The 13,243-nt window shown below is 63.2% G+C and carries 10 protein-coding genes; 2 read left to right on the top strand and 8 right to left on the bottom strand.

Annotation, left to right across the window (positions count from 1 at the left end; translation table 11 throughout):
• Nucleotides 1–108: 108 nt before the first annotated feature.
• The 8 genes from X733_RS163505 to X733_RS163540 form a co-directional block, all read right to left on the bottom strand.
• Entirely contained in the window at nucleotides 109–1,185 is a 1,077-nt protein-coding gene (locus X733_RS163505; RefSeq protein ID WP_023817361.1) for an ABC transporter ATP-binding protein, read from the bottom strand.
• On the bottom strand, nucleotides 1,182–1,982 hold the full coding sequence (locus X733_RS163510) for an ABC transporter permease (RefSeq protein ID WP_023817360.1): 801 nt from the start codon (nucleotides 1,980–1,982) through the stop codon (nucleotides 1,182–1,184). The genes X733_RS163505 and X733_RS163510 overlap by 4 nt, the downstream gene beginning before the upstream one ends.
• 1 nt (nucleotide 1,983) lies before the next feature.
• The gene (locus X733_RS163515) at nucleotides 1,984–2,844 is read right to left on the bottom strand and encodes an ABC transporter permease (RefSeq protein ID WP_023817359.1); all 861 of its coding nucleotides are present in this window, start codon (nucleotides 2,842–2,844) and stop codon (nucleotides 1,984–1,986) included.
• A 67-nt stretch (nucleotides 2,845–2,911) separates the two neighbouring features.
• Entirely contained in the window at nucleotides 2,912–3,916 is a 1,005-nt protein-coding gene (locus X733_RS163520) for an ABC transporter substrate-binding protein (protein WP_023817358.1), read from the bottom strand.
• An 83-nt stretch (nucleotides 3,917–3,999) separates the two neighbouring features.
• Nucleotides 4,000–5,475, bottom strand: a complete 1,476-nt coding sequence (locus X733_RS163525; protein WP_023817357.1) for an aldehyde dehydrogenase — start codon at nucleotides 5,473–5,475, stop codon at nucleotides 4,000–4,002.
• Nucleotides 5,475–6,524, bottom strand: a complete 1,050-nt coding sequence (locus tag X733_RS163530; protein WP_023817356.1) for an LLM class flavin-dependent oxidoreductase — start codon at nucleotides 6,522–6,524, stop codon at nucleotides 5,475–5,477. Before X733_RS163530 ends, X733_RS163525 begins: the two co-directional genes overlap by 1 nt.
• 5 nt (nucleotides 6,525–6,529) lie before the next feature.
• Nucleotides 6,530–8,326, bottom strand: a complete 1,797-nt coding sequence (locus tag X733_RS163535; RefSeq protein ID WP_023817355.1) for an alpha/beta fold hydrolase — start codon at nucleotides 8,324–8,326, stop codon at nucleotides 6,530–6,532.
• Nucleotides 8,319–8,906, bottom strand: coding sequence for an amino acid synthesis family protein (locus X733_RS163540; protein WP_023817354.1), 588 nt, complete (start codon nucleotides 8,904–8,906; stop codon nucleotides 8,319–8,321). The genes X733_RS163535 and X733_RS163540 overlap by 8 nt, the downstream gene beginning before the upstream one ends.
• Before the next feature lie 138 nt (nucleotides 8,907–9,044).
• On the opposite strand from X733_RS163540, the gene X733_RS163545 reads away from it, so the two are divergent.
• Both X733_RS163545 and X733_RS163550 read left to right on the top strand, forming a co-directional pair.
• Complete coding sequence (locus tag X733_RS163545) at nucleotides 9,045–9,716, top strand: GntR family transcriptional regulator (protein ID WP_023817353.1); 672 nt, start codon at nucleotides 9,045–9,047, stop codon at nucleotides 9,714–9,716.
• A gap of 1,573 nt (nucleotides 9,717–11,289) precedes the next feature.
• The gene (locus X733_RS163550; RefSeq protein ID WP_348625851.1) at nucleotides 11,290–12,642 is read left to right on the top strand and encodes an OmpA family protein; all 1,353 of its coding nucleotides are present in this window, start codon (nucleotides 11,290–11,292) and stop codon (nucleotides 12,640–12,642) included.
• Nucleotides 12,643–13,243 lie beyond the last annotated feature (601 nt).

Raw genomic sequence — 13,243 nt, 5'->3', positions numbered from 1 at the left:
CGGAACGAGCTGCGCCAGGCGCTGCTCGGCGGCTTTGCCCACTCGACCGCAGTTCCGGCAATCTGCGAACCTGGACAGGATGTTTCCTAAGGTCAGTTTTTCGAAAGCTCAGGCTGGAAACAGGAACGCCGCCGACGGATCGAAAAACACCTGCCGGCGAGCCTGCGCCGGTTCATGCGACTGCATGGCGGCAGAGGTCGGCCTGATGTCGATTTCCTGTCCGTTGGCGGTGCGCGCGACGATGCGCCGGCGTTCGCCATAGAATGCGACATCGACGATCTCGACAGCGAGCTCCGCGCTCGTCGGCTTTCGCTCCATGCCAAACGCTTCCGGGCGGATCATCAGCCTGGTTTTTTGACCCTTGTCGAAAGCGCCGTTGACGCTCACGCCGGATACGACCGAACCGTCCGCCAGCCGGATCGTTGCCGCTCCATTGGCGGTTTCGAGATGTTCGGCGGCGAGGAAATTTGAATTGCCGATGAAGCCGGCGACGAAGTCGGTCGCCGGCCGCAGATAAAGATCTTCGCCGCTGCCGGTCTGCTCGATGCGGCCGTCCCGGAACAGGGCGATGCGGTCGGAGAGATGCAGTGCTTCTTCCTGGTCGTGGGTGACGTAAAGGATGGTGACGCCGGTCTCGCGATGGATGCGGCGGATCTCGGCCTGGATTTCCTCGCGCAGCTTCTTGTCGAGCGCCGACAATGGTTCGTCCATCAGCAGGATCGGCGGGTCGTAGGCCAGCGCCCGGGCCAGCGCGACACGCTGCTGCTGGCCGCCCGACAGTGCGCTGGGCAAGCGCGCTGCGAAGCTTTCCAGCCGCACCAGCGCCAGCATGTCGGCGACCTTCTTCTTCACCTCGGCTTCGGACCGGCGGCGAACCCGAAGCGGAAAGGCGACGTTCTCGGCCACCGTCAAATGCGGAAACAGCGTGTAGCGCTGGAAGACCATGCCGATGTTGCGCTTGTGCGACGGCACGGCGAGCAGCGACTTGCCAGCCAGCTGCACGTCGCCGGAGCTCGGGTCCTGGAAACCGGCAATGGCATAGAGGGTCGTCGACTTTCCCGAGCCCGATGGCCCGAGAAACGTCAGAAATTCCCCCTTGGGGATCTCAAGGGTGACGTCATGCACCGCAGTGAATGCGCCGAACGCCTTGCGCAGCTTGCGGATGGAAAGGAAGGGCTGGGTCATGTCTGGAACTTTCGGCGCAGCAGTGCCGTCACCGCCATCAGGGCAAGGGTGAGGCCGACAAGCAGGCTGGAGGCGGCGGCGATGACCGGGCTCAAATCCGACCGCAGACTGCCCCAGATCTTGACGGGCAAGGTCTGCAAGGTGGGGCTGGCCATGAAGATCGCCACCACGACCTCATCCCACGAGGCGAGGAAGGCAAAGATGGCGGCGGAAAAGATGCCGATCCGGATCGACGGCAAGGTGATCCGGAGCTTGGCCTCGAGCGGGCTGGCGCCGCAGACGATCGCCGCGTCCTCGATCGACTTGTCGAAGCCTTCGAGCGCCGTGGCAATCGGGATGATGGCGAAGGGCAGCGCCAGAATAGTGTGGGCGATGACGAAGCCGATGGTGGTGCCGCCGAGACCGAGGCGCAGGAAGAAGGCGTAGATGGCGATGGCGAAGACCACCACCGGCAGAACCATAGGCGTCAGCAGCAGACCGCGCAGGATCTCGCGGCCGCGGAACTGTCCGCGAACCAGCGCAAAGGAGGCAAGCAGGCCGATTAACACTGCGAAGATCGCGGTCATGGCGGCTATCTTGGCGCTGGTCAGTGCCGCCTCCAGCCAGGCTGGGTCGGCAAACAGCTCCTGGTACCATTTGAGTGTCCAGCCGGGTGGCGGAAAAGCCAACCAGCGCGACGAGCCGAAGGAGAGCAGGACGATGAAAACCACCGGCAAGAGCAGGAAGGCAGCGACCAGCGCGGTGAAGCCGAGCAGGGCAATTTTCAGCCATCCCATCCGGTCATAGTCGAGCAGCATCTCAGATGCCTCCGCTCATGCGCCTGGCGCCGACAAGGCGCAGCTGCAGCGCGTAGAGCGCCATGGTGACGACAAGCAGGATGAAGGCGGCCGCACTGCCCAGCCCCCAGTTGAGCAGCGACTGGATCATCTGCGCAATCATTTCGGCCAGCATCATGTTGGACGTACCGCCGAGCAGCGCCGGCGTGACGAAATACCCAAGCGACATGACGAACACCATCAGGGCGCCGGCCGCGATGCCGGGCAGGGACAGCGGCAAAAGGATACGGCGGAAAGCTTGGAAAGGGCTGGCGCCACATAGGGCTGCGGCACGCAGCGTCATCGGATCGATCGCGCGCAGGGTGCCGACCAGCGGCAGGATCATGAAAGGCAGCATGATGTAGACCATGCCGATGGTAACGCCGGTCAGGTTGTTGATGAGCGGCAGCGGCTGGTCGATGACGCCAGCTGCCATCAGCGTCCGGTTGATGACGCCGGTGCGCTGGAGCAGCACCATCCAGGCATAGGTGCGGGTCAAGAGATTGGTCCACATCGACAGAATGATGACGCCGAAGACGATCGAGGCCAGCGCGGAGGGCATGATCGCCAGCATCCAGGCGACCGGAAAGGCGACCAGCACCGTGACGACGGTCACTACCGCCGCGACCAGGAAGGTGTTGAAGAACACTCTGGCATAGGTGCCGTCGCCCAGCAGGGTCGCGTAGTTCTGCAGGCCGGGCGCCGGCTCGGTGACGCTGCGCAAGAGCAGGGCCACGACGGGGACGACGAAGAACAGAACGATCAGGACCAGCGACGGCAGCAGGCCGTTGAAGCCTGCCGGCATGCGAAATGTTGATGGGCTCTGGCGTGTTTCGACCGACATGGCAGCGATCCAGCTGTGGGACGAGACGGTGCTGACCGTCCCGCCCCTGGCAGTTCAAGGGACAGGCTTATTTCGCCTGCCAGGCGTACCAACGCGTGGCGATCTCGTCGCGGTGCTCGGCCCAATAGTTCATGTCGAGATTGATCTGGCCGTCGACATGGGCGTCCGGCAGCGACTTCACGACGTCGGCCGCCATCTCGGCCTTGGCCTTGGTGTTGATGGGCGCATAACCGCTGGCTTCGGCAAACTTCGCCTGGCCGCCGGGGCTGCTTGCCGCCGCGAGGAACTTCATCGCCGCGTCCTTGTTCCTGGCGCCCTTCGGCACCACCAGGACGTCGGCCGCCGTCAGGTTCTGGGCCCAGGAGACGCCGACATCGGCTTCGTCATGCTGAAGTGCGAAGACGCGGCCGTTCCAGAGCTGGCCGAACGCCGCTTCACCCGAAGCGATCAATTGCTGCGATTCCGCGCCGCCGCTCCACCAGACGATGTCGGACTTGATGGTGTCGAGCTTCCTGAAGGCGCGGTCGAGATCGAGCGGATATAGCTTGTCGGCGGGAACGCCGTCGGCGAGCAAGGCGATCTCGATGACGCCGGGCGCCGACCATTTGTAGAAGGTGCGTTTGCCCGGGAATTTCTTGGTGTCGAACATGTCGGCCCAGCCGGCCGGCTCGCCAGAGACGGCGCCCTTGTTCCAAGCCAGCACGAAGGAATAGTAAAAGCTGCCGACGGCGTGGTCAGTGGTGAAGCGCGGATCGAGATCGGCCTTCGGCACCGCCTTGAAGTCGATCGGTTCCAGCAGGCCGTCCTTGGCCGCCTTGATGGCGAAATCCATCTCGACGTCGACGACATCCCAGTTGACGCTACCGGCGTCGACCATGGCCTTCAGCTTGCCGTAGTCGGTTGGACCGTCCTGCAGGACTTTTATGCCGGATGCGGCCGTGAAGGGGTCGGCCCATGATTTGGTCTGCGCTTCCTGGGTCGTCCCGCCCCAACTGGTGAATACCATTTCGTCGGCCTTGGCGGTGGTCGTTGCCAGAAGTGCGGCAAGGATGCCAGTGATGATCAGTTTCATGTCGTTCTCCTCTGTTTGTTTTCGTTGTTGGCTGTTTGCGACCGGTGTTTTCGCCTTGATCGCGGTTCCCTGGCTAGCGGCGGCTACCGCATGACAAAAGGATCGGGAATCGGGTCGTCCGAGGTGCGTATCCAGACCGATTTCGAGCGCGTGTAATCGCGGATAGCGTCCATGCCGCCTTCGCGGCCGAGGCCGGACTGCCCGTAGCCGCCGAACGGAACCAGCGGCGAGACGGCCCGGTAGGTGTTGATCCAGACCACGCCGGCACGGATGCCGCGCGCCATGCGGTGGGCTTTAGCGAGATTGGTGGTGAAGACGCCGGACGCCAGGCCGAACTTGGTGTCGTTGGCAAGCGCCAGCGCTTCGGCTTCCGTGTCGAAGGCGATCACGCTGAGCACCGGACCGAAAAGTTCTTCGCGCACGCAGGCGAGGCTCTGATCGAGCGCTTCGATGATCGTCGGCGCATAGTAGAAGCCGTCCGCCTTGCCTTCAGGGCGATTGCCGCCGGTGACCAGCCGGCCGCCCGTGGCCAGGCTTTCGGTGATGATCTTCTCGATCCAGTCGCGCTGGCGCGCGGTGGCGAGCGGTCCCATTTCGGTTTCGGTATCTTGAGGGTCGCCGATCCGGATCGCCTCGGCCTTGCGCTTGAGCCGGACGAGAAACTCGTCCTTCACCGAGCGCTCGACCAAGAGCCGCGAGCCGGCGACGCAGCTCTGGCCGGTGGCGGCAAAAATGCCGGCCACGACGGCGTTGGCGGCACTGTCGAGATCGGCATCGGCAAACACCACGACCGGGCTTTTACCGCCGAGCTCGAGTGTCGTGTAAGCAAGGTTTTCAGCCGTGTTCCTGACGATCTGGCGGGCCGTCGCCGGGCCGCCGGTGAAGGCGACGCGCGCGACCAGCGGATGGCTGGTCAGGCGGTGTCCGCAATCATGGCCGAAGCCGGTCAGGATGCTGACGCTGCCTGCGGGAAATCCGGCTTCGTGGACGAGTTCGGCGAAGGCCAGCAGCGGAGCAGGGCCATCCTCGGACGCCTTGAGGACGACGGTGCAGCCTGCGGCGAGCGCCGGCCCGAGCTTGACGGCGGACAGAAAGAGCTGCGAATTCCACGGCACGACAGCGGCAACGACGCCGATCGGTTCGGGCCGGATCGTCACCTCCATATCCGCCTTGTCGACGGGAACAAACGAGCCTTCGTGCTTGTCGGCGAGACCGCCATAGTAGCGGTAGTAGTCACCGACATAGGCGATCTGGGCGCGGGTCTCGCGGATGATCTTGCCGGTATCGCGCGTCTCCAATTGCGCCAGCCGATCGGCATTGGCGACGACGAGATCGCCGAGCCGCACCAAAAGCTTGCCACGGGCGCTCGCCGTCATCGCTGCCCACGGACCGGATCGCAGTGCCCGGTGGGCGGCTTCGACAGCGCGGTCGACGTCGGCGGCTGATGCAGCTGGCATTTTTGCCCATGTTGCGCCGGTCGACGGGTCGATGCTGTCGAAGGTCGCTGCCCCTTCGACGAAGTTGCCGTCTATGTAGTTCCTGAATTCGCCGGTGCTCATCACGTTCGCGGTCCCCGGAAGGCCGGCATCACTTTGTCGATGAACAGCTGCAGCGATTTCTTCTTGCGCTCGTGCGAAAGGCCGCTGTCGATCCAGATAGAATACTGGTCGTAGCCGAGCGCCTCATAGGCCTTGAGCCTGGCGATCACCTCGTCGGCTTCGCCGATCACCAGATTTTGCCGGATCTTGTCCGGCGCATATTGCGGCATGGCCGCGATCTCGGCCTCCGTCAGCGCCTCCAGCACGCCCTGGCGCACTGGCTTCTCGTTCTGGAACCAGGCGCCGAACTGGCAGTAGAATTGCGACAGGTCCCGTGTCAGCCGATCGGCGTCGGCTGCGTCCTCGGCCACGAATGTGTGCATCAAGAGCATGATTTCCGGCCGCGATATCTCCGGGTGGGAAGCACAGGCGGTGTTGAAGCGCTCCATTAGGCTGGTCACTTCGCCATCGCCGGAGGCGAGCGGCGTCACCTGCACGTTGCATTTGTTGGCCACCGCGAAATCGTGCGAGTTGGGATCGCGCGCCGCCACCCAGATCGGCGGATAAGGTTTTTGCAGCGGCTTGGGCGACGAGGTGGTCGAGGGAAACGACCAGAACTCGCCAGAGAGCTCGAAATCTCCGTCCCACAGGCCACGGATCGCCGGCACCATCTCGCGCATGCGCTGGCCCGCGCCCCACGCTTCGAGCCCGGGGAAAAGCCGCTGGTACTCGTAAGCATAGGCGCCGCGCGCAATGCCGATGTCGAGCCGGCCGCCGGTGATGACGTCGGCCATCGCCGCTTCGCCGGCAAGCTTGATCGGGTGCCAGAACGGCGCGACGATCGTACCGGTGCCGAGCCGGATCGTGCTGGTCTTGGCGCCAAGATAGGCGATGTTGATGAACGGGTTGGGCGAGATGGTGAATTCCATCCCGTGATGCTCGCCGATCCAGGCGGTCTCGAAGCCGGCCTGTTCCGCCAGCACGACCAGATCCTCCAGTTCGGCAACAAGCTCGGAATGCGGCTTTGCCAGATCCGAGCGCTCCATATGGACGAAGAGCGAGAATTTCATCGGCGTCACCTGCGACCAGTAAGAGCTTGGGAAGACGCAGCCCTGGCGAGCGGCCGGACCTCGCCTTCGACCTCGTTGCCGACATAGACGCCGAATGCATCTTCCGTGCGTTCACGGACATAGCGGGTCAGCATGGAGCGAACCGCCGGATCGGCGATCTTCAGATCGGCGACATGGTCTATGTCGACAAGCCTGACCTGGCTGTCGCCGGGGGCGGGGGCGGTGACCGTCCCCCGGTAGTAGACGTGGGAGCGCGACGGATCGGCCGCGTCGTCCCATACCGCAAACAGGAAGCCGAGTTGAGCGTCGACGCCCTTGGCGGCAAGGCATCCCTTGAGGCTGCGGGCATCCTTGGGCGAGCCCAGCCCTCGACCCGCCGGCAATTCGTGGAAGCCGTTCGCCGTTTCGAAGAACAGCACGCGGCCTTCATTTTCGAGAATGGCGCCGACTTCGGTGCCGTGAGGTGCAGCCGCAAGGGCTTCCTGGCTGAGGCCGGGCGTGACGTAGGTGCCACGGAAATAGCCGAGCGGCTGCGCTCCATTGTGGGTGAAATCTCGGACGCGACCGATCAGGATCGAGTGGTCGCCGGCATCGACCAGTTGCTCCATGCCGCAATCGAACACCGCCACGGATCCGTCGATCAGGGGATTGCCGTTTAGCCCGGACTGCCAGGCAACGGAAGCGAACTTATCCGCGGCCTTGGAGGCGAAAATGCCGGATTCGGTCTTCTGGCTCTCCGAGAGAATGTTGATCGCGAAACCTCTGGAAGTCGAAAAGGCGCTGTGCCCCAGCGCCTTTTTGGCGATGCAGACAAGGACGAGCGGCGGATCGAGCGAGACCGAGGTGAAGGAGTTTGCCGTAAAGCCGCGCGGCTCGCCTTCCGCACTAACCGTGGTGACGATGGTGACGCCAGTCAGGAACGAGCCGAGTGCCCGCCTGAATTCGCCGTTGTCGAACGCGGCATCGGTTTGCGCCTTCGTGCCGGAGCCCGCCGTCGTGTCCAGGAAGGCGATGATGTGTTGAGTCACTTTTTCGGGAGAGGCTATTGCCATCATGTGCCTTTCTCCGCTGAGCACGAGGCATTGACCGCGGGGCGCGAGCCTCGCCATCGCCGCAGACATGGCCGGGGTCGAATTGCTGTCCTGCGACCCTGTCATGAACAGGGCCGGTGCGGTGAGCCCGGCCAGGGCATCGGCATGCTCGGCATCGGCGCGGGCAAAAAGGCGATAGGTGCGCGCGTAGCCTTCCGGGTCGACGCCTTCAAGAGCCGCGCGTCCGGTTGCGGCGGCGGTGGCCAAGTTCTCCGGCAACGGGTCGCCGAACCAGCGGGCAAGCGTTGCCGCGACGGCCGAAGCATCGCCATGCGTGCCGAGTGCCGCCGCTCGATCGCGCACGGCCCGCGCCAGGGCCTCGGGGCGGCGGAAGACCGCGTTGAGGCAGACGATGGAGCGAACGCGCGACGGTGCACGAAGTGCGATTTCCAAGGCGACCAGCGCACCCATCGAATGGCCGACGATCGATACGGCGGCGAGGCCGAGATGATCGAGCAGGCGAAGCGCCTGATCGGCGAAGTCGGAGAGCTCGGCATTTTCCGGCGGCAGCGGCGAGTTGCCGTGGCCGAGCATGTCGATGGCGATCAGGTCGTAGCGGTCTTGCATCAATGCGATCTGATCGCGCCAGATCGCCGCGTTCATGCCGACGCCGTGGATGAGCAGTACAGGTGTGCCGGAGCCGGCTCGGATGAAGCCGGTGCCATCTGGAGCCGTGTCCCGGATCCGTGCGGGGGCGGCGGCATCAGCCATGCAGGTCTCCCACCTCCTTGATGTCCTGATAGCGGTCGCCGATGCGGTGGTGTGGGCGCCCGCCAATCGAGGCGCCGAGCGCCACCACCAGTTCGTCCGGCGCAGGCGCATCGCCAATCTGGAAATGCACGGTCAGATAATGGGAGCGGCGGCCCTCGTCATTCTTGTCCATCAGCGGGATCATGATAGGCGTGTTTGGTCCGCCGCGCAGATTGGTGAAGGCGAGATAGGTCTTGGCGCCAACCGCGCGACGGTAATGATTGCCGAAATGCAGCGTATGGATCAGCGCCGATGCATGCTCGATCTCGCCCGCCGTGCCGCAGATGGCGGCCTTGCCGTAGCCTTCGATCGCTTCGCCCGAACCTGCGACGGCGATGATCTCGTGCGTCAGCAATTCACCGAGGACGGGAGCGATGGCGCGGATCTCCGGCGACAGATCCTCGGTGAAACCGCGGGCGGCCCAAGGGTTGGTCAGCACCGCGGCGACGCCGATCAGGCGCAGCGGCTGCGGTGCTGCCTTGCCGCCTTCAATGAGCGTGTTCTCACTGTAGGTGACGATCTTCCGAATGGCTGGTTTCATCAAATCCTCGGTCGCAGGGCGCGTTTTCGCGCTGTCTTCTCTGTTACGTATTATGGTATACCATGCTATGGAGCGCCAGAAACCTTGTCAACCGGTCAACGAATCTGTTTTGTGGCAGCACGAGGAAGCGGAGAGGAAATGTCAGACGATACGCTGCGGATCGACCGCTCTGCCAAGACATTGCGAACGCTGGCGCTCGAGCGCATGCGCGAGGCGATCATGGATTTTCATTTCCAGCCCGGCGAAAGGCTGGTCGAACGGCCGCTTTGCGATCAGCTCGGCGTCAGCCGCTCGGTGGTGCGCGAGGTTTTGCGGCAATTGGAGGCGGAGGGGTTGGTGCAGATGATACCTGGCCATGGGCCGGCCGTGGCGAAGCCGGATCTCGGCCGCACCGACGAGATCTACGAATTAAGGGCGCTGCTGGAGGGCATCGCGGCGCGGGCTTGCGCCATGTCGGCAACAGATGAGCAGATTGCCGTGCTCGACGGTGCCTTGACCAACCTTTTCGACGCTTGGGCGTCAGGGGTGCCGGTCGCGGTGATGCGGGCGACCACCAAATTCTACGAGGCGCTGTTCGAAGCGGCCGATAAGCGCATCGCCTGGGAAATCGTCTCAGGGCTGAACGTCCGCATCAACCAGCTGCGGTCGATGACTATAACTTCAACCAATCGCCGGGAACCGGCGATAGGCGAAATGACCGCGATCATGAATGCGATCAAGTCGCGCGCCCCTGACAAAGCTGAGGCGGCCGCCCGACATCATGTCGAACAAGCCTGGTCTATCGCGCAACAGTTGTTGCGCTCGCGGTGACAGATCCCATCACGCCGTCTGTCCCGGCGAGCGACTGAAACTGGTTGACAGGCGCGCAGCCTACTTCGACGAGAAAACAGTTCGCCGGATCTAAAGGTTATCGTCTAGCTGCTTAACCCGCATTGGGGAAGCGTCCGCCCAAGCGACCTCGGACACGTTCCGCACATCCCGACGGACTCAAAATCCAGTCGCAACGCTACCTACAAGCGCTGCAGACCCTTATCCCTTATCGAGATATCGTGAACGGCCGGAGCAGCATGGTTCTGAGCCGGATTCCGCGTCTTTAAAAGCAAAAATCCCGCAACAGCTGAGGCAGACCGCATATGCGTCCGATTAGCCCAAACTGTGCGGCTGCGGGGCAGCGCCCCCGCGGTGGCTGGGCGCCTGTCGGCAAGCAGAGCCGCTTGCAAATCAAATGCCTCCGAGCAGCGCAAACGGCCATTCTTGTTCGCTGTAGACATTGAAGCTCACAATCTCGGCATCCTCGCTAGGGGCGGCTTGAGGTGGCCCCTTGCGGAAATCCAACAACCGTGGTCGGCCGTGGCAACCAAAAGCCGAGTCCTGCATTGTAGTAGATGCTGTTATACCAACTCCCCATGTGCTGTTCTCGATGCGGTGCGCGCGGCCATGATTATGAGCACTGCACGCATCTGAACCATGGCAGCCTCTCCGAGGCGCCTGCGCCTTCCACCCAGGGCGATGAACGGCACAACCAACAGGTTACGGTTAGCAATCCAACCCAGATCGCTGGGCCGGGCCGGATATTTTGACACTGATTGAAGTCGTGCGCCTGCAGCGTCAGTTCGCGGCACTGAAGCCATTTGCCCGCTGGGTCAGTCCAGATGGTCAGAAGGGTCCAGAAGGCCCATCCGCTAGCTCCCGGCCAGCGGGCGTTCTCATACCGCAGATTACCCCGGAACAGGCCGCGGCGTCCTCCGGCGGACTGTATCTGCGGCTCGGCTCGCGGCGTCGCCTCCAAAGCAATCTGCCCGTCGGCTGTTAGCAAGCACGGCATTCCAGATCGAACCGGAACGAATGTAGCAGTTGCCCAGTTCAGTAACGACGGGACACGTCAAGGAGAATTCAAATGACACGCCGACCAAAAATTTTGGCCAGCACTGCACTCGGTTTGCTGATCGCGTCCGCGCCGTTCGGGCCCTTCGCGCCCCTCAGCAGCGCCGCCTCCGGTCCCGCACGATTCGTCGCATCCCCACCGCCGATCTTTATCAAGTTAAAATGCAAGGAGGGCGAGTCCGCCGAAGCCTGCGCGCTGAGGCAGCAGGCTCCGACCGAAAACGCTGCTCCACTTCCAGCGACCGAACCACAGCCTGCCCAGAAACCGCAGGAGCAGCCAAAAGAGGCAGCACCTGCGTCCGAGGCAGCTCCCGTTCAAGAATCCACCCCACCGGCTGAACCATCCGCGAAGGAACAGCCTGCTCAACCAGCCGCGCCGGCGCCGGCGTCCGAGGCTGCGCCAGCGCAGCCGGCCCCAGACAAATCGGCTCCAGTTAAGCAAGTCCAGCCACCTGCAGATGAGGCACCTATACCCACCCCGGCTCCCCAGGCGCCTGCTATGACCGATCAGCCTGCGCCTGCCCAGGGCGAACAGCCGGCGGAACCTACGAGCAAGCCAGAAAAGAAACCTGCCGCCGAGCAGCCTGCCGCCGAGGCGCCTGCACCAACGCAGCCCGTGACTGGAGAACAACCTTCGACCGATCAGCAGCCTGCACCTTCCGAAAAGCCCGCCAATGGCGAGCCGGCGCAGCCCGCCCAAAGCGAGAAGCCAGTACAGGGCGAGGCGTCAGCAGATCCGAACGCGGCACCAGTCCTCGACAGCGAAAAGGATGCCAAACGTCCTGGCAAGGACGGCAAACCGCCCGCTCAGCAGAGCGATGGCGGTCAGGCCCCCGCGTCTGCAACTGCCCCCGTAGACTCCGGGCCGCCTCCTGCGGACGACAAGGCAGCGCAGCAGGAAATCAAGCCTGAGAAGATTGTTCCGGTGACGGATGAAAAGGGTACCCGCCGCGAGAAGGCCCCGGATAGCCAGGCGCCGGAGCGTCCAAAGGGCGCCGATGTTCTCACCGAAATTGGCGGCCGGATCATCATCCAGTTCAACAACCAGACGATCGTCCAGAGCAACGAAGCTCCGCGAATGAACCGTGGTGCCAAGGATGTATACTACGAGGATCTGCCGGGCGACCGCACCCGCGAGACAATCGTTCGGGACAATGGCATCCAAATCGTCACCATCCGCAACCGCTATGGCGATGTCATCCAGCGATCGCGCATCACGCCCGACGGCCGCGAGTATGTGCTGAGCTATGTCGACGAGAGGTATTACCAGGACGTACAGGATTGGCGCGATCCTGGTGATGACTTGCCACCGATGCGGCTGAACATCCCGCGCAAACAATATATCCTGGAGTCCGATTTGGTCGAGAATGCCGACGACTACTATACCTTCCTGGAGCAACCGCCGGTGGAAAAGGTCCAGCGGCTCTACTCGGTCGACGAGGTCAAGCGCTCGGCGCGTGTGCGCGATATCGCCCGGCGGGTTGATCTCGACACGTTGAATTTCGAGTCCGGTTCGGCGGCGATCTCGGACAGCGAAGTCCAAAAGCTGCAAGGCGTTGCGGACGCAATGGAGCGGCTGCTGAAGAAGAACCCGGCCGAAACATTCTTGATCGAAGGCCATACCGACGCCGTCGGTAGCGACAATGCAAACCTGGCCTTGTCCGACCAGCGAGCAGAGGCCGTTGCCGAGGCCCTCACCACCTCCTTCGGCATCGCGCCAGAGAACCTGACGACCCAAGGCTATGGCGAGCGCTATCTTAAGGTAAACACGACAGGGTCCGAACGGCAGAACCGCCGCGTCGCAATTCGCCGCATCACACCGCTGGTGGCGCCGGTCGCCAGCGCCAACTGACAACGGGTCTCGCGACGCGGAAAAGAGTGCCGAGTGGCGAGACCCTTGCCAGCCAAGCTGATCAATGCTCCGGCCTCCTCTGTTGGCCGAAGATGCTTGTCTTTCAACTCCGACGCGGCCTGTCGGCCTTCCGTGCGGTGTTACCATTCCACTTGCGGCTAAGCTACATTCCCGCATGTTCAGGCAAGGCTGGGGAAAGCACCATCGTTTGTCATCGAGGCCACTCCGGTTGCGCTCGATGATGCGGGGCAGATCGCGCCTTCTGCTGATGGTCCAAGACCAGCCAAGGAAATCTGCCTGGCCCATGAATTTTCGCGGCTATGCTTGCGCGCGGCGCGACGAAGCCGTCTGTCCGTTTTCACCCCAAGAGCCTCCCGACCGGCGGTCACGCCATCGCCGACTTCTGCCAAATCCGAAATCCTGGTTTAATAGCTAGCACCCGTGACCCGAGGTTCCTTGCCGGGGACTTTCGTACGCCTGCTAGCGCCCGAAACTCTTCACGATAGCAGTCCAAGCTTCTGGTGGAGAGGCATAAAAACTGGACATCGGGTTGCGGGCGTGCCGACGGCTCAATTGGGGCCGGGAGCGGAATGGCGGGTTT

Source organism: Mesorhizobium sp. L2C066B000, from assembly GCF_000502335.1.
GTDB lineage: Bacteria > Pseudomonadota > Alphaproteobacteria > Rhizobiales > Rhizobiaceae > Mesorhizobium.
The sequence above is the reverse complement of the archived record's forward strand: the minus strand, read 5'-3'. Positions and strand labels throughout refer to the sequence as shown.